The 22653-nt window shown below is 45.5% G+C and carries 26 protein-coding genes; 16 read left to right on the forward strand and 10 right to left on the reverse strand.

The annotated features are described in order from the left end of the window. Window positions 1–127 precede the first annotated feature (127 nt). From RBK99_RS00420 to RBK99_RS00435, 4 genes are all read right to left on the reverse strand, one after another. The gene (locus tag RBK99_RS00420) at window positions 128–532 is read right to left on the reverse strand and encodes a BON domain-containing protein (RefSeq protein ID WP_317502673.1); all 405 of its coding nucleotides are present in this window, start codon (window positions 530–532) and stop codon (window positions 128–130) included. Window positions 533–607: 75 nt separating this feature from the next. Next, window positions 608–901, reverse strand: coding sequence for a hypothetical protein (locus RBK99_RS00425; protein ID WP_317502674.1), 294 nt, complete (start codon window positions 899–901; stop codon window positions 608–610). 10 nt (window positions 902–911) lie between these two features. Then, window positions 912–1283 (reverse strand): phage holin family protein, encoded by a 372-nt coding sequence (locus RBK99_RS00430; protein WP_317502675.1) that lies wholly within the window; start codon window positions 1281–1283, stop codon window positions 912–914. Further along, window positions 1270–1527: an ElaB/YgaM/YqjD family protein gene (locus RBK99_RS00435; RefSeq protein ID WP_317502676.1), complete on the reverse strand. Its 258-nt coding sequence runs from the start codon at window positions 1525–1527 to the stop codon at window positions 1270–1272. The genes RBK99_RS00430 and RBK99_RS00435 overlap by 14 nt, the downstream gene beginning before the upstream one ends. Before the next feature lie 214 nt (window positions 1528–1741). Here RBK99_RS00435 and RBK99_RS00440 point away from each other — a divergent pair, with 214 nt between their 5' ends. Then, complete coding sequence (locus tag RBK99_RS00440) at window positions 1742–2056, forward strand: antibiotic biosynthesis monooxygenase family protein (RefSeq protein ID WP_317502677.1); 315 nt, start codon at window positions 1742–1744, stop codon at window positions 2054–2056. On the opposite strand, the gene RBK99_RS00445 is transcribed toward RBK99_RS00440, so the two are convergent. Continuing rightward, complete coding sequence (locus tag RBK99_RS00445; protein ID WP_317503346.1) at window positions 2053–3048, reverse strand: branched-chain amino acid aminotransferase; 996 nt, start codon at window positions 3046–3048, stop codon at window positions 2053–2055. The two genes, RBK99_RS00440 and RBK99_RS00445, sit on opposite strands and share 4 nt — an antisense overlap. Before the next feature lie 137 nt (window positions 3049–3185). On the opposite strand from RBK99_RS00445, the gene RBK99_RS00450 reads away from it, so the two are divergent. The 3 genes from RBK99_RS00450 to arfB are packed head-to-tail and all read left to right on the forward strand — an operon-like array spanning window position 3186 to window position 5293. Next, on the forward strand, window positions 3186–4598 hold the full coding sequence (locus RBK99_RS00450; protein ID WP_317502678.1) for a serine hydrolase domain-containing protein: 1413 nt from the start codon (window positions 3186–3188) through the stop codon (window positions 4596–4598). 4 nt (window positions 4599–4602) lie between these two features. Beyond that, complete coding sequence (locus tag RBK99_RS00455) at window positions 4603–4881, forward strand: hypothetical protein (protein ID WP_317502679.1); 279 nt, start codon at window positions 4603–4605, stop codon at window positions 4879–4881. 1 nt (window position 4882) lies between these two features. After that, window positions 4883–5293, forward strand: coding sequence for an alternative ribosome rescue aminoacyl-tRNA hydrolase ArfB (arfB, locus tag RBK99_RS00460; protein ID WP_317502680.1), 411 nt, complete (start codon window positions 4883–4885; stop codon window positions 5291–5293). A gap of 171 nt (window positions 5294–5464) precedes the next feature. On the opposite strand, the gene RBK99_RS00465 is transcribed toward arfB, so the two are convergent. Then, entirely contained in the window at window positions 5465–5884 is a 420-nt protein-coding gene (locus RBK99_RS00465) for a hypothetical protein (protein ID WP_317502681.1), read from the reverse strand. 136 nt (window positions 5885–6020) lie between these two features. On the opposite strand from RBK99_RS00465, the gene RBK99_RS00470 reads away from it, so the two are divergent. After that, window positions 6021–6680 carry a flavin reductase family protein gene (locus tag RBK99_RS00470; RefSeq protein WP_317502682.1) on the forward strand — a complete coding sequence of 220 codons (660 nt, stop codon included), beginning with the start codon at window positions 6021–6023 and terminating at the stop codon, window positions 6678–6680. Here RBK99_RS00470 and RBK99_RS00475 read toward each other — a convergent pair. Next, window positions 6667–7851 carry an MFS transporter gene (locus RBK99_RS00475; protein WP_317502683.1) on the reverse strand — a complete coding sequence of 395 codons (1185 nt, stop codon included), beginning with the start codon at window positions 7849–7851 and terminating at the stop codon, window positions 6667–6669. The two genes, RBK99_RS00470 and RBK99_RS00475, sit on opposite strands and share 14 nt — an antisense overlap. Window positions 7852–7986: 135 nt before the next feature. Between RBK99_RS00475 and RBK99_RS00480 the strand changes: the two genes are divergently transcribed. Together RBK99_RS00480 and RBK99_RS00485 are read left to right on the forward strand one after the other, a co-directional pair. Then, entirely contained in the window at window positions 7987–8301 is a 315-nt protein-coding gene (locus tag RBK99_RS00480) for a YebG family protein (protein ID WP_317502684.1), read from the forward strand. A gap of 75 nt (window positions 8302–8376) precedes the next feature. Next, a complete protein-coding gene (locus RBK99_RS00485; protein ID WP_317502685.1) occupies window positions 8377–9288 on the forward strand; it encodes a M14 family metallopeptidase in 912 nt (303 codons plus the stop codon). A gap of 27 nt (window positions 9289–9315) precedes the next feature. On the opposite strand, the gene RBK99_RS00490 is transcribed toward RBK99_RS00485, so the two are convergent. Beyond that, complete coding sequence (locus RBK99_RS00490) at window positions 9316–10566, reverse strand: DEAD/DEAH box helicase (protein WP_317502686.1); 1251 nt, start codon at window positions 10564–10566, stop codon at window positions 9316–9318. Between the two features lie 186 nt (window positions 10567–10752). On the opposite strand from RBK99_RS00490, the gene RBK99_RS00495 reads away from it, so the two are divergent. The 4 genes from RBK99_RS00495 (at window position 10753) to RBK99_RS00510 (ending at window position 14298) form a co-directional block, all read left to right on the forward strand. Then, on the forward strand, window positions 10753–12240 hold the full coding sequence (locus RBK99_RS00495) for a methyl-accepting chemotaxis protein (protein WP_317502687.1): 1488 nt from the start codon (window positions 10753–10755) through the stop codon (window positions 12238–12240). Then, window positions 12233–12781, forward strand: coding sequence for a DUF6436 domain-containing protein (locus RBK99_RS00500; protein ID WP_317502688.1), 549 nt, complete (start codon window positions 12233–12235; stop codon window positions 12779–12781). Before RBK99_RS00495 ends, RBK99_RS00500 begins: the two co-directional genes overlap by 8 nt. Before the next feature lie 30 nt (window positions 12782–12811). Beyond that, a complete protein-coding gene (locus RBK99_RS00505) occupies window positions 12812–13714 on the forward strand; it encodes a GGDEF domain-containing protein (RefSeq protein ID WP_317502689.1) in 903 nt (300 codons plus the stop codon). A 77-nt stretch (window positions 13715–13791) separates the two neighbouring features. Continuing rightward, complete coding sequence (locus RBK99_RS00510) at window positions 13792–14298, forward strand: DUF2937 family protein (RefSeq protein WP_317502690.1); 507 nt, start codon at window positions 13792–13794, stop codon at window positions 14296–14298. Here RBK99_RS00510 and RBK99_RS00515 read toward each other — a convergent pair. Next, window positions 14249–15928 carry an isovaleryl-CoA dehydrogenase gene (locus tag RBK99_RS00515; protein WP_317502691.1) on the reverse strand — a complete coding sequence of 560 codons (1680 nt, stop codon included), beginning with the start codon at window positions 15926–15928 and terminating at the stop codon, window positions 14249–14251. The two genes, RBK99_RS00510 and RBK99_RS00515, sit on opposite strands and share 50 nt — an antisense overlap. 127 nt (window positions 15929–16055) lie before the next feature. Here RBK99_RS00515 and RBK99_RS00520 point away from each other — a divergent pair, with 127 nt between their 5' ends. The 3 genes from RBK99_RS00520 to RBK99_RS00530 are packed head-to-tail and all read left to right on the forward strand — an operon-like array spanning window position 16056 to window position 19395. After that, window positions 16056–17483, forward strand: a complete 1428-nt coding sequence (locus RBK99_RS00520; protein ID WP_317502692.1) for a GGDEF domain-containing protein — start codon at window positions 16056–16058, stop codon at window positions 17481–17483. Further along, window positions 17465–18823, forward strand: coding sequence for an MBL fold metallo-hydrolase RNA specificity domain-containing protein (locus tag RBK99_RS00525; protein WP_317502693.1), 1359 nt, complete (start codon window positions 17465–17467; stop codon window positions 18821–18823). The genes RBK99_RS00520 and RBK99_RS00525 overlap by 19 nt, the downstream gene beginning before the upstream one ends. 53 nt (window positions 18824–18876) lie before the next feature. Continuing rightward, on the forward strand, window positions 18877–19395 hold the full coding sequence (locus RBK99_RS00530) for a porin family protein (protein WP_317502694.1): 519 nt from the start codon (window positions 18877–18879) through the stop codon (window positions 19393–19395). Window positions 19396–19438: 43 nt separating this feature from the next. Here the strand turns inward: RBK99_RS00530 and RBK99_RS00535 are convergent, their stop codons facing one another. Beyond that, on the reverse strand, window positions 19439–20137 hold the full coding sequence (locus tag RBK99_RS00535) for a nucleoside-binding protein (RefSeq protein WP_317502695.1): 699 nt from the start codon (window positions 20135–20137) through the stop codon (window positions 19439–19441). 170 nt (window positions 20138–20307) lie between these two features. On the opposite strand from RBK99_RS00535, the gene RBK99_RS00540 reads away from it, so the two are divergent. Continuing rightward, window positions 20308–21897 carry an EAL domain-containing protein gene (locus RBK99_RS00540; RefSeq protein WP_317502696.1) on the forward strand — a complete coding sequence of 530 codons (1590 nt, stop codon included), beginning with the start codon at window positions 20308–20310 and terminating at the stop codon, window positions 21895–21897. Between the two features lie 60 nt (window positions 21898–21957). Then, window positions 21958–22653: a 2OG-Fe(II) oxygenase gene (locus RBK99_RS00545; RefSeq protein ID WP_317502697.1), complete on the forward strand. Its 696-nt coding sequence runs from the start codon at window positions 21958–21960 to the stop codon at window positions 22651–22653.

Here is a 22653-nt window from a genome sequence, read left to right on the forward strand (position 1 = left end):
TTAGGTATCTAATTTTTATTATGCCGTAAAGTTACCAGTATTTTGATAGGTGTTCTAGTTTTGCGAAAATAAAAAGGCGGCTTCAGAAGCCGCCTTTTTATTTAAAGAGTGTGATTAAGTGTTCGCACTATTCCGCACGAACCTGCAGGTTGTTTTCGATGTCTTTTACACCTTTAACCGTTGAAGCAAGGTTCTCTGCTGTATCGATATCGGCTTCACTCTCAACAAAGCCAGACAGCTGAACAATTCCGTTGCTCGTTTCAACATTAATATTCATGCTACTCAAATTGTCATCTTCGAATATTACCGCTTTAACTTTGGTAGTGATGACAGCATCGTCAACGTATTCAGCAGCTTCTTCTGCTTTGTCTTCAGTGTAGCTTTGAGCTTTTTGAGCTGTGTCTTTTGTTTCCTGCATTGCGTTTTCAGCTTTAGACTTAGCTTTTTCGGTCTCGGCTTCACTGCAACCTGAAATTGTTAGCATTGAAAGCGCGATTAAACTTGCTGGTAGTACCATTTTTAAATTCTTCATGGGGTAAACCTCCTGTTATTGAAAAATCATTACCACAATCACTATAGCGACATCTATTCGGTTTTACGGTCATCTTTACAGATGTTTTGCAAAACCGGCGGCTGTTTGAGCGCCTGAGATGATTCTTAATACATTAATCACCGCTCCTGATTTTGGCTTTTTCTGCTTTTGAGGTTTTTTCTGTCGTGGTTTGTCTGACAGCCTTCCGATAAAGAACCCGGCACCGGCAGCAAAGCAAAGCGCTTCGGGCGACGATAACTTGTTACAGGTGGTGGCAACCGCTTGTCTTGAACGAGCTTTTAAAGCGAGTTTACGACGCTTAAGGTTGTGCTCCATTTGCGCAATTTGATTATCCAGGCTTGATGGCATAAAACCTCCATTAAAAACTGCTGCTTGTTTTAGAAAACAAGAGGTCACGGCTTCGCCTTTTGATGTACTTAATAATGTAAAGTGCGATACCGAGATGGCAAGCGGAAACGACGATAAGCGCCGTTGTCAGAGATAAAACAGCGCTATTGACGACGATGGCTACAGCGGCCACCACTAGTGCTCCCCAGGCAGACAAAATTAAGCAACTGGCGATAACGCCTAAGGCTACCATTCGAACAAAGCTTTCCCCCGCTCGGCGGGTTTCCATACCCGCTAGCTGGAGCTGTGCTTTAACAACACCTCGTACTTCGCTTTCCAGCGCCTGGATTTGTTGAAGCAAACCTTCAGTTTCGTTCGCTTCTGCTTTATTAGGAGCGGTCACTAAATAACCTGCTCAATAAGTAGCCGCTAGCTGCTGCAATTCCCAACGATTTAATGGGGTTTTCCTTAACGTAATCGGTTGCAGTAGAAAGCCATTTTTCCTGAGTTTCTTTTAGGTCGTGACCTTTCTCACCGACTTGATCAGAAGCATTCTTAGCCGCATCAGCGACTTTATCGATGGTGTCGTGGGCCTTATTCGCAGATTTATTGACAGTTTCTTCAGCTTTAGCTTGGTTGTTACTCATAGTACCCTCGCTTTTTCATTGAAAGTCTATTACTAAGCAAAGACCCTGGCGCCGATATAAGCAAATAAATTTACATTGATTTACAGTGAGTAAAGGGGAGACATTTTTTAGTATTCTGGCAACTAATGAAAACCACAAAAAGGCAGTGTTATTCTGTTATCTGATGAGCGTTAAATTACAAAGAAACTTAAGAAGAATAACTGAGGGAGAGGCTATGAAGTATATTTTTCAAGTTCGTATTAAAGAGGGTCATACTGCAGAGGAATACGCAGATGCCTGGGTCAAAGCTAGCGAAATTATCCAGCAGGCTCCCGGTGCCAAAGGTACAGAGTTGCATCGAAAAATAGGCGATGAAAAAACATTAATTGCCATCGCGACATGGGAAAGCAAGGCACAGCGGGACGCTATGGAAGGTCAGCATGACCCGGCTGTTGCTGACATTATTCGTAGCGCTGCGCCTTTTTGTGAGATTACACCTCTCGGTGAATTCGAGGATCCTGAATGGATCGTATTGCCGCCAAACAATTAGATTTGGGTCAACCACCCGTGCTTATCTTCTGCTTTGCCCCACTGGATATCGTTCAGTGCTTTTCGCAGCTTCAGCGTTGTTGCTCCCGCATTTCCGTCCCCGACGGGAAATTCCTGTCCGTTGTGAATTAAGGTACCAACAGGGGCGAGAACGGCAGCTGTGCCGGACAAAGCCGCTTCAGTGTTTGGTTTCTTAGCCCGCTCAAGCAGCTCTTCTACACTAAGCTCGCGCTCTGAAACTGTCATGCCCATATCGCGTGCAATGGTCAGGATAGAATCTCGGGTTACGCCATGCAGGAAGCTACTGTCCAGCGCCTTGGTAATAATTTCGTTGCCATCGATAAGCAAGAAATTGGCAGCCCCGGTTTCCTGTACGTCGCCATTAGGGCAAAACAACACCTGATCAGCGTTGACGGAAGCTCGTGCCTGTAAAATAGGCTGCAACGCACTGGCGTAGTTACCACCGCTTTTAACCATGCCCATGTGTGCGGCGCAGCGCGAGCCATCTTCTTCTAACAGTAAGCGCAAAGTTTTTGCCCCGCCGGAAAAGTAGTCGCCAACCGGTGATAGCAACACGTAAAGCATTGAAGAGCTGGTGGGGGATGCTGCTTTGCCGATAGCGGCTTCGGTGCCTATATGAGTGGGTCGTATGTACATGGATCCCGGTGGTTTTGGAACCTCGTCAGCAAAATGACTGACAACATCTGAAATCATGTTTTGCAGCAAGCTGGCATCAAACTTAGGCAATGAGAGTAGCTGACTGCTTTGTTGCATGCGCTCTATGTTGCGGTTCATACGAAACAAATTAATAGAGCCGTTGTCGTGACGAAATGCTTTGAGTCCTTCGAAACAGGTACTGGCGTAATGTAAAACATGGGCGCCGGGGTGTAACTGTATTGAGTCAGATGAGACGAGTTTAGGCGCACTCCAGTTTGAATTTTCGAAAGTTGCCAACGTCATTTGTGGCATAAATACGGTGCCAAAAGCTGCCATAGGATTATCCTGCTCGGGTAAATAGTTGCGCAGTAATATACCACAAAACTTAACATTCGGATGACCACCGTGGTTTGCTTCTTTTGCGTCATGCTCGTACATTGAGTCATTAACCGGAGCACGCGGGCGGATGATTAATGAATAAAGCACTTAAGTTAGTGATTGTGAGCAGTTTGTTAATGATAGGATTTGCTCAGGCCGAAGAAACAGAGACTACGTTAAACGCTCATGCGGCTGGCTATACCGCAGGCTTTACCTGCAGTGCTGTCTTTAACGGCAATAAAAATATGGAGCAAATTCGCGAACATGAGTTGAGTGGCATTTATTCATTAATTGCTGAACGCGTGAGGACTATGGAGCCTGTCATTGACGAAGAAAACCAGTGGGTCAGGGTTGCTTACGATGAGGGCAAGAGGGAGCGGATATCAGTGTGGCGTCCGAAGTTGGGCTGCGTGGATTTGCCAGTAGGTGCCAGTACAGACGATGCTAAATTGGTAGCGGATCCATATAGCGGGAAAGCCGCAGCCGGAAAGGATAATGGAGAGCCATGGCAGCAACGCGCCAAGGTTAATGCTATTAATGATAATCCTGAGTTAGAGTCAGTACTTCAGCAAGCTTTTACTAAAAAATATGGTTCAGGGGCACGAACTTCAGCAATATTGATAGCAACACCTGACGAAATTATTGCGGAACGCTATATCGAAGGTTTTACTCCTGAAACCTCGCAGCGCACCTGGTCGGTTGCGAAGAGTATTGGTGGCAGCGTTATTGGGGCTGCCGTTCAACAAGATAAGTTAGAGTTGGGTGCTCCAGCGGGGATTGCCAACTGGTCGCACCCAATTGATCCGCGTAGAAACATTACGCTGGAAAACTTATTACACATGGCGTCCGGCTTAGATAGTAACAAAGCGGGGAATCGCACCGACCGCGTCTATATGGGAGGCGGGCTGGTGAGTGACACCGCCACGGTAGCCGCTCTTGAGGTGGCCCCGGGGAGCCGGTGGAAGTACGCTAACAATGACACATTATTGGCATTACGGGCGCTTCATGAACGTTTTGATACAACGGAAGAGTATTTGGAGTTTCCGCACACAGCTCTATTGGAAAAGATTGGTATGCAGCACACGTTCCCGGAAACTGACTGGCGTGGGGACTTTATTTTATCGTCACAGGTGTGGACGACTGCTCGCGATTTAGCTCGCCTGGGCGTTCTGCACCTGCAAAGAGGAAAATGGCAGGGGGAGCAAATTCTACCTGAAGGCTGGCTCGATTACATCAGCATGCCGGCACCGGCCCAACCGCCGCAAGGAGCTCCAGGGTATGGCGCGCAGTGGTGGCTTTACAATGAACGCTTTCCGGAATTACCGAATGACACCATTGCCGCGCGTGGCAACAGAGGACAGTTTTTGGTGGTCATTCCGTCAAAAAACTTAGTCGTTGTTCGCCGGGGCTATGATCTTGCTGGGGAACCAGGGTTCAATGAGCACGATTTCGTACGCGATGTACTAGAAGCATTGCAAAAAGACCCTTCGGGGGAGACGGAAGAGTGATAGAATGCATCCCCACACTGATCAACAAAAAGAGCCGACTATGAGCGAAGAACAGCAAGTGATTCAAAGTAAACACACGCAAGAATACAGTGACAACGGCAAAACCGTGGAAATAGATATTTATCGCTCTGAAGAGAGTGGCTGGATTTTAGAAATTGTTGATCAGAATAATAACTCGACCCTTTGGGAAGATGAGTTTGAGAAAGAAGAAGACGCTCTTGCAGAAGCATTAGATGCCTTAAAAGAGGAAGGCATTGATAACTTTATAGAACCCGCAGAGTAAAATGATCAGAGTTTCACAGCGAGTTGAATTTTCAGAACATGAAATAGAATGGCAGTTTATCCGTTCTAGTGGTGCGGGGGGCCAAAACGTGAATAAAGTGGCCACCGCAGCTCAACTTATTTTTGATGTTCAGGCGTCTTCCTTGCCTGATTTTTATAAACAGCGACTGCTTAAAAAGTCTGACCACCGTATTACTCAAAGTGGCAAAGTCATTATCAAATGCCAGGAGACTCGCAGCCAGGCTCGTAACCGGGAGCTGGCACTTGAACAGCTGATTGAGCTAATTCGCAGTGTCGGACAGGTTCAAAAAAAGCGGATTCCGACAAAACCCAGCCGCTCAGCTAAGGAGCGACGATTAACCGGTAAAAAGCAACTGGGGCAGAAGAAGGCTCTTAGGAAAAAAGAGTTTTAACTGTCAAAATTCGTTAACGAGCTACTGCAATTTATACGTGCACATTCGAGTATCAACTGTTTTAATTCACATTGGCTGCAGTAATCACAACAACGAATATCGCTGGCAACGAGCTTCTGTTCAAGTAACAGTTTCTTGAGCTGCTCTTTACTCATTGAAAGTTTTAAACGCTCAGGTTTGTTCCTGCGCATAACCCGTCTCCTCTAATTGTTGTATACAATGCCCCAGACAACGAGAATGCTGACACCCCGTAATAAGTAATTGATAACAATAGCGGCATAGCTCTATGAGCGGTTGAGCCGATGTGTGCTGCTGCCACTGTATTAACTGCTTCATGCTTTCCTGCTGAAACTCGTGCGCCTGCATTTGCTGATGGCGGCGAATACAAGTGGCTATAAGTAAGACTGAACAGGTTGTATAGTTTTGGATGGCGTTAGCAGCCAGAGCCGGTTCATTGAAAACGCCTTTCACTGACTCTCGCGCCTGTGCAAGGAAAGCGGTTGCGGACTCATAGTTCTTTTGGCTTAGCAGTGACGTGGCGGTTTTTAACTGCGCCTGACTAGTAAAGTAGTTTTGATAAGTGTCAGTCATTCTTTGTCCTTTTATCTGGCTTTAAGTAAATAAGCTAACGCAAATGATAATAGTTCGCAATAAGTTATTTGTAAACGATCGTAATGTAGAGATAGAACGTATAGCTAACTAATCAGACAATAAACTCGGAGCTTTAATGAGAACCTATAAACAGCAAGATCTAGCGAACATGGAAGACAGCGAAAGAGCCTGCTTCGTCAACTGTCTGTCGGGTTTTAAGAGTGCCAATGTGATAGGGACACGTGACCGACATCAGCAAAATAACCTGGCAATGATAAGCTCGGTTGTGCACTTGGGTAGCAACCCGCCTTTTCTCGGCTTTATTATGCGCCCTCAGTCTGTCACCCGGCATACTTGGGAAAACATTGAAGAAAGTGGCGTTTACACCATTAATCAAGTCAACAACGAGTTTTTTCAGCAGGCGCACCAGACCTCAGCACGGTATCCGCGCGACACCTCGGAGTTTGAGGCTTGTGGGCTTACTCCTGAATTTGCGGATGGGTTCCACGCGCCCCACGTAGCGGAAAGTGCTTTGAGAATTGGTATGCAGTTGGTGGAAATTATTCCTATTCAGCATAACGACACGGCATTAATTGTCGGTGAAGTACGTTGGGTGGAGGTGAAAGAAGAGGCTGTAAAAAACGACGGCTTCATTGATATTGAATCACTGGGAGCAATGACGGTTTCAGGGCTGGACGGATACCATAGTACCCAGCGGGCTGCACGTTTATCTTATGCAAAACCTGGTGAAGAGTTACAGGAACTGGATGTTGAAGGACAGGTTAAAGACTCATAATATTCGGTGTTTTACGACTGTGCTTTTTTGTTATCCAAAACAGTAATAACCCGGCTAAGGCCAGTGCGCATCCAACCCAGCCTGTGCCTTGCCAGCTTAGGGGGGATATAATGGCGAGTCCGCCCAGCCAGGCACCTAACGCATTCGCAGCGTTGAAAGCTGAATGGTTCAAAGACGCTGCCAGGGTTTGGGCTTCACCGGCAACATCCATTAAGCGCACCTGAAGAGCGGGCACCAGAGCGGCGGCACTACCCAGTAATAAGACCATGGGCATAATGCTCCAGAGGCTCTGTAATGTGAGCGGAAAAATGGCCAGGACAATTGCTGACCAAAGCAGGGAACCACCTATGGTTAATTTCAAGTTTCGGTCAGCCGCCCAGCCTCCGACTAAACTGCCACCCAGAGAGCCTATTCCATAGATGAATAATGCGACAGGTATCCAGTGAGGTGCCAGCCCGGTTGCGTTTATCAGTGTTGGTGCTATGTAACTCAAAACTGAAAACATTCCACCGAATCCAATCGCGCCTATTGCTAAGGTCAGCCATACCTGCGGGTTTTGTAATGCTTGTATTTCGTTTCTGGCGGAGGTTTTTCGTTCGTTCGGATGTTGCGGAACCACAAAGAAAATCATGATCAGCGCCAGTAGCCCAAGAGCGCCTACCGTGTAGTAAACTGTGCGCCAGTCAATAAGCTGCCCTAGCCAGGTTGCTAATGGATTGCCAACTAAAATGGCAATGGTTAGACCCATCATGACCATGGTGACAGCCATACCGCGTTGGTTTTTGTGCACCATGTCGGCAGCAACCAAACAGGCAATACCAAAATAAGCACCATGCGGTAAGCCTGTTAAAAAGCGTAATACCTGCAGTAGCGGGTAGCTGTCTGCAGAGGCGCTGGCAAAATTGCCTAAAGCGAACGCCAGTAGTAGAGCGAGTAGCATGGGTTTGCGCGGAAATCGTGCAAATAATATGGTAATAAGTGGCGCGCCAATAACGACACCCAGTGCATAAAGACTAATTAAATGCCCTGTTTGGCGGGTATCTGTATTAAAGTCCGTCGCAACGTCCGGTAGTAGCCCCATAATGACAAATTCGCCAATACCAATTGCAAAGCTTCCAATCGCCATGGCAAAAATGGCCAGTTGAACTTGTGCTTTAGAGAATTGAATCATGGGTCCGGTTTGCTTCCTGTCGAAATGAGGAGATTATGCGATTGCGCAGTTTAGCGGATGTAGCAACTATTGCAATCTATGTGACCTTACTGTATAAATAAACAGTATATTTACACATCAGCAAAGGACCACACCATGGCTGTAGTAACCCAATATGTAGTTATTCGCGACGGAGCCGAGAAAATGACATTCACTTCAAAAGCCGAAGCCGATGCACACGATAAAATTTTGGATATGGCAGAAGCCTTAAATCCACTCATTAAAGGCAGTGAAATTTTTACTGACGAGCAGCAGCTTGAAGATATGGCCTTATTTCTAGCAAAAGAACGCGAGAACGTACTTATTGCGTTAGGTGCAAAAAAACCGAAAAAGCCAAAAACTGAAAAAACTGCAACGGAAACTTCTGGGCCAGCAAAAACAAATAATAAAGAGTCGACCAAAGCGGCTTAATCAGCATGATAGAATTTGGTGCAGGCAAAGACTTTGATAATATAGCTGCCTTGTTTTAATGAATAGGATCAGAATATGACGCAACAAACGATTTATCATATTGGAACGCCGGGTAAGCCGTGGGGAGCAGAAGAGAAAGCTCGCTGGCTGGCTGAGCAAAGCAAAAAGCGCTCATACTTTGATGATGTTGTCAGCAAAATTGAAACCTTTAAAAGCGATTTTGACGTAGAGCAATACGGTGAACTTGCATACGAAAGCGCGACTTACCCTTTATTTGCTGTGAAGACAAAAGATTGGGATAGCGCTAAGCCAACTATTTTAGTGACAGGTGGCGTGCATGGTTATGAAACCAGCGGTGTGCATGGCGCGCTGCGTTTTATTGAAGCAAAAGCAAACGCTTATCAGGCAAATTTTAATGTTGTAGTGGCGCCGTGCTTAAGTCCCTGGGGTTATGAGACGATTAATCGCTGGAATCCTGCCGCCATTGATCCTAACCGTTCCTTTGTGGTTGATTCTCCCGCAGGCGAGTGTGCGCATATTATGAATTATGTCGCGGGCCTTGGGGTGGATATTTTGGCTCACATCGACTTGCACGAAACAACTGACACAGATAACAGTGAGTTTCGTCCGGCCAAGGCTGCTATGGACGGTAAAGTGAATACCAACTGGAATATTCCAGACGGCTTTTATTTAGTTGGTAATTCAGAAAAGCCATACCCGGACTTTCAAAAAGCGGTGTTGGATTCGGTAGAGCAAGTGACGCATATTGCGGACGCTGACGACGAGAATAAGTTGATAGGCGAAGACATTGCCCAGCGCGGTGTTATTTTATTGCCAACCGCAAAAATGGGGCTGTGTATTAGCTTTAGTAAAGCCGAGTATGCCACCACAACAGAAGTGTACCCTGACAGCCCGAAAGCAACACCTGAGCAATGTATTGATGCTCAGGTTGCAGCGGTTACCGGAGGGCTAGACTTTTTGAAATAAAGTCTAGCCGTGCTTCCGACCGTGAAACTAGCGTCGTGTATCTGGCCTTTTTTGGCGAGGCGCACGACGTGAGTTCTGAGGGCGGCCCGTTCTGGGCTTTTGGATTGGCTCCGGTTTTATACTGGGGTCTGGTTCAAAGCCCGGAATAACCTCTTTAGGTATCTCATTTTTAGTCAGTTTTTCTATGTCGCGTAACAATTTATGCTCATCAACACAGACCAGTGATGCCGCTTCACCTTCACTGCCAGCTCGGCCGGTGCGACCAATGCGGTGAACGTAGTCTTCAGCTACCTGAGGCAACTCAAAGTTAATAACGTGGGGTAGCTCGTCGATATCGATACCACGTGCGGCAATATCGGTTGCCACTAGTACGCGCAATTTTCCGGCTTTAAATTGGGCCAGGGCTTTGGTTCTTGCGCCCTGACTTTTATTTCCGTGGATTGCCATAGAGGGCAGGGCATCATCAGTTAATTGTGTTGCCAGCCTGTTGGCACCATGTTTAGTGCGCGTAAAGACCAGTACTTGTCGCCAGTTACGGCTACCAATTAAGTAGCTGAGCAGCTCTCTTTTACGTTTTTTATCAACCGGGTAAACCCGCTGTTGTATCGTGTCTGCTGCCGCATTCTGGCGTGCAACTTCAACCAGCTTTGGCTCATGCATAAACTGCTGCGCCAGGGCTTTAATTTCACTCGAAAAAGTTGCTGAAAACAGCAATGTCTGGCGTTTCTCGGGTATGAGTTTCATCACTTTTTTAATGTCATGAATAAAGCCCATATCCAGCATTCGGTCCGCTTCGTCCAGAATCAAGACGTCAATTTTACTTAAATCCACCGTCCCCTGACGGCTATGATCCAGCAAACGCCCTGGGGTTGCTACCAGAATGTCGACACCACGACGTAATGCATTAATTTGAGGGTTAATACCAACGCCACCAAAAATAACCAAAGACTTAAGACCGGTATATTTGGCGTAGGTATTGAGGTTATCTTCAACTTGAGCAGCCAGTTCGCGAGTCGGCGTCAAAATTAACGCTTTGATAACTGGCTTACCTTCGGTCTTGGTACTGGAGAGTTTATGTAGCAATGGCAGCGTAAAACCGGCTGTTTTTCCGGTTCCAGTCTGCGCGGCAGCTAATAGGTCATGACCTGCCATCACAGTTGGGATGGCTTGCTGTTGTATTGGGGTCGGGGTGGTATAACCGCATTCAGTAACGGCACGTAAAATATTGTCGCTCAATCCTAAAGACTGGAATGAGGTTTGGTTTTGTTCTGTGGACATGAAGCTCCGGGAATTATGATAGTAGACACCACACGCATGCGGCTTTTTGCCATTGTACCACAGACCACAGTAAACCTTTATTTAGAAACCAGCGTAATAGGATAACTTTTCTTGATTTGATGAAAATTTGAGCGCATTATTCGCGCCGTTTTACTCCTCCCCCCGAGGATATTTAAAGGAAATTTCATGTCGTACCGCCCGTGGATTAATTCCGCCAATCGAGTTTTTACCGGCGTCTTGCTGATTCAGCTACTGATCACGCTAGTTATCGCCTTTCTTACCAACGACTGGTTTGTACCTGTATTGTTGTCGTTACTGATTGTGTCTTTACCGTTGTTGCTGATTCGGACGGCGGGGCAAAGCAAGCTGACACGACATGTTATAGCCGCTGCTGTTCAACTTATTACAGCCGTTCATATCGATCAAACCATGGGTTTGGTTGAAATGCATTTTGAAATTTTCGTGGTAATGGCGTTTCTGATTTATTATCGCGATTGGGCTATTGTCGTCACAAGTGTCGCAGTGGTCGCTGTTCACCATATTCTATTCTTTATTCTGCAATCTAACGGTGCTGACGTTTATATTTTTGCAGAAGGCTATGTCACTCTCGGTATTCTGGCCATTCATGCGGGGTTTGCGATAGCTGAAGCCGTGGTACTTTCTTTTATCGCGAAACAAAGCGACACGGAAGCGGTTAGCGCTCAGGCTTTACGCGACAGCATTGCTGATATTGTAAAGCAGTCTGATAAGCTCGATTTAGCCGTAGAAGTTAAAGGAGAGAGCAATGAAGTAGTGGCGTTTAGAGAGTTGCTCAATCAGTTTCAGGGTAATATCCGAAGTACTCGGAGCCTGGCTGGCCAAGTACAGAGTGTTTCAGGTGCACTGTCTCATCAAACAGAGGAATTAATGGACAGCCGACAGCAAACTTCCAGGGAGGTAGACAGCATTGCCAGTGCAATTGAACAGATGGCGGTTACTATCAGCAGTATCTCCGAGCAGGCAAATGATGTGAAAGTTGCGGCAGAGGAGTCCATTGAACGTTCCGAACACGCAGAAAGTGTAGCCAAAACGGCAGCTGACTCTATTGGTTCACTGAAATCCAATGTACTGGCAACAAATGAGAAGTTGAGTACGTTAGATAATCAGTGCCGCCAAATATCGAATGTTGTCGAGGCTATTAACGATATTACCAAACAAACGAATTTACTGGCACTTAATGCCGCTATTGAAGCTGCCCGGGCCGGAGAGGAAGGCCGCGGCTTTGCCGTGGTTGCTGACGAGGTAAGATCACTGGCTGCAACAACTGGTCGAAATGCTGAAGAAATTAGTAAAATTAGCCGAAGTATACTTACTGAAGTTGCAGAGGCTGTGAGTTCAATGGACGCTTGTGTTCGGCAAATTGATGATGCGGTGATATATTCTGATGAGTCAGGAGAATCAATGAGAGCAGTTGCAGAGCGAATTCATCATGTTGCGGAGCAAGTGATCTCAGTTGCCGCTGCCACTGAAGAACAAAGAAATGCAAGTGAAGATATTTCTCGATCGGCGCAGACAATGCGCGAGCTATCTGAGGCCGAAACGGAATTGCTGCTCAGTGGGCAAAAAAATGCTGATTCACTGAAAAGTGCGTCAGACCAGCTTGATGCAGAAGTAGGGCGTTTTATCGTTGACTAAAACTCTAAGTAAATCACGCAACCGATGGCTTATTGTTGCTGTTATCGTCTGGTTTGGATTGGTACTTTTTGGCATCAGTTACTTACTGGAGCAGCGCTTAGTCTGGTTTGATGAGCAGGAACTGCTATTGGAACTTAGCAACAACGAGAGCCTTGAACGTGAACTAGTCGCAGAGCTCAAGCATCTTGGCTACGAAGTGCCGGGACGTGTTTTTCATATCACTTCACAGGACTGTTCTTGCAATTGGCGCTCATCCGGTCATATAGCCAGCGTAAAAAGACAAGTGACAGAGTCCGATGGCCAGAACCTTATAATTGATATTGATCAAGTTTCGAGCCTAAAAGACTTCGTACCAGCAACGCCTGCCATTATTATGTTTAATAAATCATCAAAGCTTATTTACATTGGGCCATACGCAGACGGTGCTTTCTGTACTACAGAGAATAGCTTTGTGGAAGAGTTGATTCCGTCAGTTTCGGTGAGCTCAAGGGCTCCTAAGTGGGTTAATACCGTTGCAAAAGGGTGTTATTGCAAAGTTTAAAGCGACAGAATAATGGAGCCGCATCAGAAAATGGAAGTAAAACAAACCTTTATTGATTTTCTGGAAGTGATTCCTGATGGTGCCGTCGTTATTAACCGGCAGGGCTTCATTATTGCTGTTAATCAGGCGGCAGCAATGATGTTTCGCTATTCGTCATCATCCATGCTGGAGCTGCATCTTAACCAGTTGTTGCCGGAAGATGTGCGCGAGAAACATGATCAACATTTGATAAAGTTTTTTAAGTACCCTGGCCGACGTTCAATGGGCAACGGTTTAATTTTTTCGGCAATTCGCCGCGATGGTTCCACTTTCCATGTTGATATCATGCTCAACCAGCTTGAGTTAGAAGGCGAGTTGTATGGTATTGCGATAGTGCGTGACTATACTTTACAGAAAAAAGCCGAAGATAAGATCCGACTGGAGCTTGAATTTGAAAAGCGTCAGGCACTCACTGATCATCTAACCGGAATTATGAACCGGCGCGCTTTTACCGCGCAGTTGCAGGATGAAATAGAACAGTTGGAATTGCAGGGGACCCCCTTCGCTGTGAGTTTTATCGATTTAGATGATTTTAAAGAAATCAATGATGAACACGGGCATCATTTCGGTGATGAAGTTTTGCAAAAAATCGCTGAGCTTATTCGTTTACACAGTCGGCACACTGACTATGTAGCCCGTATTGGTGGTGATGAGTTTGCTACGATTCACCCGATGATTTCAGCAGAGGACGCTGAGCTTATGATGCAGCGTTTGCGCAGTCAGCTGGTCAGTGGAATAGGGCATGCTGAATTACCGGTCACTCTCTCAATAGGGCTTTGCCAGTGCGATAAACCTTCTGAACTTTATACAATAGAAGGGATAATGGCGAGAGCAGACAAAGCCATGTATCAGGCGAAAAAAGAAGGCAAAAATGCCGTGGTACTCGCCAACTAAATGTAATAAAGAGTAATTAAGTTTGCTTGTCACTCAAGGTCTACTCTAAAGTGGTTTTGGCTTTGTAAGGAGAGACCATGGCAATCTTCACTTCCTATTTACGCATTATCTTACTCATTACGGGTGTTCTGGCGGGTATACAGCTGCCCGGTTTTGTCGATCAGTATGGTAAAAGTCTGCAGGCACATTTAATTGAGTCTGAGCGCAGTCTGGATGAATTCCGTGATGAAGCTGAACGGTTTTTTGATGGCAGTATTGAAGAACTGATAGCGCATTACCAGGCCAGCGATGACAAAGTATTTCAGGAAGGTGGGCAAAGTATCAGCGTTATTTATCAACGAAACCAGCGACTGAACCAAGCCTATCAAGACTTCAGTAAAAATGCATGGAGTGCCTATCAACAGGCATTTTTCACACCGGTTGATGATATCCAGCGCGAAGTTCGTGCCAGCTTTTCTTACACCGTTAAGCTAAACCCCGGTGCCATTCTATTTGGGTTGGTTTCGGGGTTATTGTTAGCGATACTCGGGGAGCTCATTGTTCGACTCTTGGTGAGGCCCTTTCGACAATCGCAGCACAGTTGAGCCCGGGTGGTAATGTGCCGTAATTAAAGGCGCCATGTTGCTCTAACCGGCTGGCACAAAACGCATCCGCAATATCCTTACTCGCGTGCTGGACTAACAAGGCGGCTTGTAAGCCAACCGCCAACTTGTCGGCAATAGTACGAGCCCGATATTGTATGGTGTTTTTGTCAGTAAACTCATTCTTCAGGCGCATTAGAAATTGATCAAAGCGCTTATCCGCACCCTCAGCACGTTGCAATTCGGTAAAGTAAGCATCCAAAACATCCGGCTGTTTCTCTACTGCTCTTAAAATATCCAGACATTGAACATTGCCGCTGCCCTCCCATATGGCATTTACCGGAGACTCTCTAAACAGCCTTGGCATAATGTGATTTTCCATTACACCGCTGCCTCCAATTACTTCCATTGCTTCGTAGGCGTGGTTAGGTGTTCGTTTACAAATCCAATACTTGCCTACAGGTGTGGCTATTCTTGATAGCAATTTTTCATGTTCGTTATCCTGATTATCCATGGCGCGAGCTATGCGCATGGTGTATGTCATCGCTGCTTCACTTTCCAGTGCTAAATCAGCTAACAGGTTTTGCATTAAAGGTTGGTCGCTTAGCATTGCGCCAAAAGCTTTGCGGTTGCTGGCATGATGAATGGCCTGAACTGCCGCCTGTCGCATGCCTGAAGAAGAGCCTATCATGCAGTCATAACGGGTAGTGGCGACCATTTCTATGATGGTGCGTACGCCACGACCCTCCTCACCCACCATCTGACCATATGCACCGCGAAGTTCAGTTTCACTGGACGCGTTAGCGGCATTGCCCATTTTTTGCTTCAACTGTTGAATTTGAATGGGGTTTTTTGAGCCGTCAGGACGCCATCTGGGAACCAGAAAGCAAGACAGTCCATTGGTTGTTTGGGCCAAAACCAGAAAAGCGTCGCACATTGGTGCTGAAACAAACCATTTATGCCCAACCAATTCATAGGCCTGGCCTGAGCCTTCTCTATCGATAGGATAAGCTCGTGTGCTGTTAAGCCGGACATCCGATCCGCCTTGCTTTTCGGTCATCGCCATACCAATGGTAACGGCTTGCTTTTCGGTATGAGGCAGGTTCCGTGGGTCGTAATGGCGCGCCGTAATCTTAGGGCCCCATTCTTTCAGTAAATCCGGTTGATGTCGAAGTGCCGGTAATGCTGCAAAAGTCATGGTAACAGGGCAGCCATGTGAAGCTTCTACTTGAGTATGTAAGTAATATTTGGCTGCTCTTGCGACATGAGCGCCTGGTTTAGGCTCACTCCATGGGCTTGCGTGCAAACCGTGCTCAATGGCTGTGCTCATCAGTTGGTGATAACTGGGGTGGAAGTCGACCTGATCAATTCGATGTCCATAGCGATCATGTGTGCGCAATTCCGGTTGGTACTTGTTGGCCTGAAAACCCAGTTCAATACTTTCACGCTTTCCGGCCAGTTCGCCAAAGGCAATAAGATCAGAAAAAGCCCAACTGGCTCCTTCACGTTCAACGGCTTGTTGCAGAGCTTTGTCGGCTAGGTATAGGTTATAGTTTTCCAGCGTTGAGGGCTGGTTTTCAACCTGATGCGTGCTGGCCAAAAACTGATCGGCCTTGGGGTATAACTGTGTCATTCCTCACTCCTTATATTGACTGAGTGAAGCAATTAAAAAAGATTAAGTCAATGAGTTTAATAGTTGCCTTTATCATGGTTTGTGATAACAGTAGAAGTATACATTTGCTTTATTCAAAAGATTTATTTTGAGCCAGTATTTATTCAGAAGCTTATTATTAACCATTAGTTGGGTCGTCTTGTGGCGGGTCGCCGCCATTATGGAATATGGACCCCATGCCAGTATATGGTTCCCTCCAGCTGGCTTAACTTTTGCGGCGCTTTTAGTGATGCGCTGGAAAGCTATACCGGCTCTTTTACTGGCCGGAGTTTTATCGACTTTATGGGTGACGGGCTTATACGGAAATGAAATTGTTGTCCGCGAAGCCGTTACAACAGGGTTAATATTCGGTGTAGCTCATTGTACTCCCTATTTTATTGGAGCCTGGCTATTACGATCGAAACTGACCCGCTTAGGCAGCCATGGCCTGGCAAGCACCATTATGGCCTTTCTCGGTATTGCTGCTGCTTCCTCATTATTTGCTGCATGGTTTGGAACCGAAGTGATGGCAGCCAGAGGAATGCTTGAAGCGGATGCTGTCTGGTATACCTGGCTGCCTTGGTGGATTGGCGATATGAGTGGAATTATTGTCCTGTCGCCACTGTTTATCGGTTTGATGAGTTGGCGTTACCCAGAACTAGAGCACTGGTTAGGTGGGCTCAGTTTTACTGTAAAAACAGGAAGTCAGAGTTCTTTTGTCTGGAAAATCCTACTTATCCTAGTGTTATTAGCACTGTGTCTGATATTAACGGTTACCGCAGATAAAGACGAAGCCGCTTTCTCAATATTTTTCCTTATCCTGCCTTTACTTTGGGTTTCTTATACAGAATCTCCACTGAATACAGCCATTGCTCTGGCGCTATTCAGTACAACGACTGCATTAGCCGTAGGGCTGTTGGGGTTAATGGATTATGCCATTGTTTATCAGTTTGCTGTCACGGTTATTGCAGCCAGTGTGTGGTTTGGGTTAACGGTTCCTACTCTTATAGCTCATAACCAGTTACTGACTCGACAAGTATCAGAGGACGGGCTCACAAGAACAGCATCGCGTGAACACTTTATGCAGCGTGCGGATGCGTTAATAAAGTTGAGTAAACGTCAGAATAAACCGCTTTCTTTGATCATGTTCGATGTCGATGACTTTAAAAAGATTAATGATAGCTATGGCCATATTGCTGGTGACCAAGCTCTGGTTCAAATAACCAACCGGGTTGCTTCGGCCTTAAGAAATAGCGACTTGCTGGGGCGTTTCGGTGGTGATGAGTTTATGATTTTACTACCGGGAAGTTCGGTTAACTATGCTGAAGAAACGGCTGAGAGACTGCGAGTTGAAATTAGCAAAACAACGCTTGTTGGCACTGAACATTACTTTTCCTGTAGTTTCGGAGTCGCCCAGGTGGTGGCCAATGAACATATTATGGCCACAATTGATCGTGCCGATAAAGCTTTGTTAGAAGCGAAAAGGCATGGGAAGAATCGTATAGAGAAGGAAAATTCATGCGTATCATATTCTTAGGTGGTGCAGAGACGGTTACCGGTTCTAAATATTTAGTAGAAACGGATTCGACCCGAATCTTAATCGACTGTGGTCTTTTTCAAGGGTATAAGTGGTTACGTCGACGCAACTGGCAACCGCTTCCTATGGGAATTAATCAAGTTGATGGTGTTGTATTGACTCACGCTCATTTGGACCATTCGGGTTTTGTTCCGGTGCTATACAAAGAAGGGTTCCGAGGGCCTGTATTTGCACACCATGCAACGGTAGGTTTGTGCGATATCCTGTTGGCAGACAGCGGGCGTATTCAGGAAGAAGACGCTAAGTATTTAGGTAAGCATAAATTGAGTCGCCATGATAAACCTGAGCCTTTGTACGATGAGGCAACTGCAAAGTCTGCTATGCGGTTGTTTCAAGGAGTCGAATTTCATCAGCAATTTTCAATTGGGGATATCAACATCTTGTTGCAGCCCGCGGGTCATATTCTTGGCGCTTCCAGTGTAATTGTTGAGGCGGAAGGTAAGAGAGTAGGGTTCTCTGGTGATGTTGGCCGACCTCAGGATATCATGATGTACTCACCTGAGCCTTTACCCGATGTAGACCTACTTTTATTAGAATCTACCTATGGCGACCGTCGGCATGCAGAAACAGCACAAGCTGAAGATCAGCTGGCAGAAGTGGTTAATGAGACGTCACAGGCGGGAGGGGTCTTATTAATTCCAAGCTTCTCAGTTGGCAGGGCACAATTGCTGCAATATTTGCTGGTAAAACTCATGGATGAAAAACGCATTCCCAAGCAACCTATATATCTAGACTCGCCTATGGCGATTAATGTGTCTGGTCTTTATCAGCGGTTTCACAAGCTTCATCGGTTAAGTGACTCGGATTGTTCAAGAACCTTCAGTACAGTGGAGTACACGCGCTCTGTTGATGAGTCTAAAGGGATTGCGTCTCAGACGGGCCCTCACATTATTATTGCCGGAAGTGGTATGGCAACGGGTGGACGCATTCTTCATCACTTTAAACGCTGGTTAACCGATCATCGTGCCACGGTTCTGTTTAGCGGCCATCAGGCGGGAGGCACCCGCGGGGCGAAAATGCTACAGGGCGCAGAGTCGATTAAACTTCATGGACAATGGTTACCGGTGAAAGCAAGAATACGCTCATTAGAAGGTCTTTCAGGTCATGCTGATTACAAAGAAATAACCGATTGGCTGGCACAGTCTAAATTAAAGCCGAGCACAGCAATTGAATTGGTGCATGGTGAGGTAGATGCACTTGAAACCTTTCGCGATTATTTAATGAAAAATACATCGTATAACGTGAATGTTGCTGATTATCAGGGGGTATATCACCTGTAATGGAGTCTGCTAAAATAACTGAATCAGGAAAATCACGTTAATAAGGGAGTTGTATGACGTTTTTAAGGACTATTTTGGCTGGCACTGCATTTTTACTGTTCAGTGTTTTTGCACACGCGCAAGACAGCGGTTATTACGGGGCCGTGTCTTTAGCGCAGCTCAATGTTGATAGTGAGCTTATAGGCTCTCCTTCATTTACGCCCCACACGGCCAATTTAATGCTGGGGTACCGTTACAGCAACAGCTTGTCCGCAGAAGCCCGTTACGGTTTTGGTGTTCACAGCAGCAGTGATAAGGGCGTAAAGTTTGAAACGGACTATTCAGCGAGTATTCTGGCGAAACCCCGCTTGTATTTATCGCCTGAGGTGGCGCTGTATGTGACCGGTGGATTTACCCGCGGGAAATTTAGAGTCGGTGGACAGGATACCACTCTTAACAGCCTAAGTTATGGCGCGGGTATCCAGTACGATCGTAATCCCCGGACCACCTATTTTATTGATTGGATCAAGTTAATTGATAAAGACGAGTACACTATTAATGCATTAAATATTGGTGTCACTTACCGTTTTTGAACGGTAGTTTTGTCAATAAAGGGGCTTTAAGGCCCCTTTTTCTTTAAAAGTGCCATTTGACCAAAAGATTCGGATTGTTCTCATTTAACCCGTCAATATAAAATTTATTACGCCAATACACGTACTCAATACCAACATAAAGCGGTGCTGATAACTCGAAATAAGGGGCAATATTCCATTTGAGCTGAGACGTAAAGTTTAAGTTAGCGGGACCAACATTGCTGATGCCTGAAGCGTAATCAATAAAACCATCATAGAGCCACTTGGTGTTACCGACTGAAAAAGGCAATCCCCAGGTTGCTGTTAACTGATAGTTGTTAGGCAGGCCATCGTTATTTCGTTTATAAGCATCAAGTTCGACATACTGAAAACCCGGGACATTGAATGCAGCGCCAAAACCATACAAGTAATTGGTGAAGCCATCTCCCATTTCAGCTGTACTGGTAAGGCTAAGATTCTTAACGGGACTATCCTGAAACTCGAACAAATACAGTTCAGGAGACAACTCGATATAGGTTTCGGTATCGCCGTTAAAGGACTCTAGTCTATCGGCAAAGCTGAATATTTTACCCCAGCTGTAGCCGCCGATATATTCAAAGGTCAGTACCTGCCGGTCAGTATCTCCCAGTTCGTAATCACTGCCGTTTAAGTAAGTTAAGCTCGTATCTGACCAATACTTTTCTGCATGAGCAGAAAATGAAAGGGCACTGAATAATATCAGTGTTGAAATTAGTTTTTTCATGAGAATTTACCTGACAGATAACGGGTGAAATAAATTTTGAACGAATTATACGGGAGTCAATGACCCAGGTTAAGTAAATATCTTCGGTGTGCACTGTTATTATCTTAGCGAATTCGGTACATTACATAAAACTAACATTTATTTTTTTGACATAAGCCGAGCAAGCATGAATGCGTGATACATTTTTGTTAAAGCAGTACATTAATACGCTTGAATCTTCAGCTTTATGTGCACGACTGTCGCCGGAAGGCACTATTCGTTGGATGAGTGAATCTCTTCACAAGCTACTCGACATTCGTTACTTAAGGGAAACCACTGTTTTTTCAGCTTTTCTCCCTGTCGACAATCGTGCTGGTGTGGTTAATGCGATTAAAAAAGCCTCAGATAAAGGCGATGCGTGGAATGGAACTCTTTGCTTAGAGAGCTCTAACCGAAATAACTGGTGTCGCTGCATGGCAATCCCTTTATATGGAACCGATGGTCAGTTGACCGAACAGGTTTTGTTATTTCAGGATATTTCTCGCGAAATTTATCTCGATGAATTGCTTCGGGAGGCGCGTTTTGATCAGGTTACCGGATTACCGACCCGAGTTGACTTACTCAATGACCTTAAACGTGTCGAGGCGCAATGCCTTGCGGTACTGGATATTCGGAAATTCAGAAGTTACGCAGACTTCTACGGCCTTGAATTTGGCGATGAGCTTTTGCGCGAATTTAGTGCTTGGGCATCAGCGTTTCTGAAAACGAAACACATCAATATTTATCGTATGTACAGCGATAAGTTCGCATTAATTCCCGACTTTAGAATGATTCCGAATTTATTTGAGGATCACTTGTTAAGCTTTCATCAAGCCTTGTCTTCAATGAAGCTCAAAGTTGGAAATAGCGATATCGCTCTCGATGTTGCTATTGGCATGGGCGTTGGTCGTAATAAACAGCTACAGTTAGCTGAGAGTGCACTATCTAAAGCTAAAACTATCTACTCTGGCTACAAAATTCAGGTGGTTTATGAGCGTGAATTTTTGAATGAAAATAGAGTGAACTGGATACCTAAAATTCAATCAGCTTTAGTTGATCATCGCTTCGTGAATTACTATCAGCCAATTAAAAGCACAAAGAAAGATAAACCAAGCTATTACGAGGCTTTAGTTCGGCTGAGGGAAAACAATAAAGATCTGACCCCTGGGTTATTTTTAGATAAAGCGAAGACTACTCGCTACTACTGTGAGATAACCCGCTCTGTTATTGAGCAGGCGGTGCTGACGTCAGAGCAGTATCAGGTGGCTATATCGGTGAATTTATCGATTGAAGACGTTTTGAATGACGATACGGTCAGTTTTATTCACTATGTACTGGCAGAACATAAAAGAGCTAAGCTCATTTTTGAAATTACCGAAACGGAATCAACAGAAGATTTCAGCAAAGTCCAGGCTTTTGCTAAAGAAGTCAGGCGCTTAGGCGGACAGATTGCAATTGATGACTTTGGTGTTGGTTATTCCAATTTTTCGCGCCTGATAAGTTTGCGTCCAGATTATCTCAAGATTGACGGCAGTATTATCCAGAACATTCTGCATGACCCAACCAGTGCCAGTATTCTCAATGGGTTAATTAGTATCTGTAAGGAGTTAAACATTCCTATCGTTGCTGAATTCGTTGAGAACGAAGACGTCAATGGTTATCTGTGTGATCAGCAAATTGAGTATCTACAAGGCTACTATATTGGTAAGCCAGCCCCGGAAGTCGACAGCTTATTAAATTAAAATTTTTTTAAACGCCACTTTTTATCCTTAAATATTCCGTTACTGGAAAGAGTCGTCGCTATGAATGATTTTATCGAAACCTATGACAACGCCTTATCTTCCGAGTTTTGCGAGCAACTAATTAACGTATTTGAACAGTCTCCACATACTTTTCAAGGGCGCACCGGCGGTGGTGTCGATGTTAGTAAAAAAGCCAGCACTGATTTAGCCCTGAACAATCATACGGAATACCAGGAGCTGTTGTTACAAATACAACAGACGACAGCCCGCTATGCACTGGAGTATTTCAAGAAATACCATTTTGCCTTGATTGCCCCCGTAGCTCTTACGCTGCAACATCCGAAAACGAAGCAACCGACGCCGCTGACGCACGATAACTTTGATGAAGTTGCTAAAGGCAATGAAATGGCCATTATGCAAAAGCTGTTTCGCGTGGGCGCTATACAAATGCAACGTTACCGAAAAGGGGAAGGAAACTACAATTATTGGCATTGCGAAGCATTCCCACAGAAAGGTTCGACGGAACCACTGCATAGGGCGTTACTGTTTATGTACTATTTAAATGATGTCGATGAGGGAGGGGAAACCGATTTTTATTACCAAGACCGCTCATTAATGCCAAAAGCGGGGCAAATGGTCATAGCACCAGCGTATTTTACGCATACTCATCGGGGCAGAACGCCAATTTCTAACGATAAATACATTTTAACCAGCTGGATATTGCATAGTCGTGCAGAGCAATTGTTCGGAGGTTAA

It is taken from the genome of Idiomarina solivarensis (assembly GCF_033052755.1).
Lineage (GTDB): Bacteria > Pseudomonadota > Gammaproteobacteria > Enterobacterales > Alteromonadaceae > Idiomarina.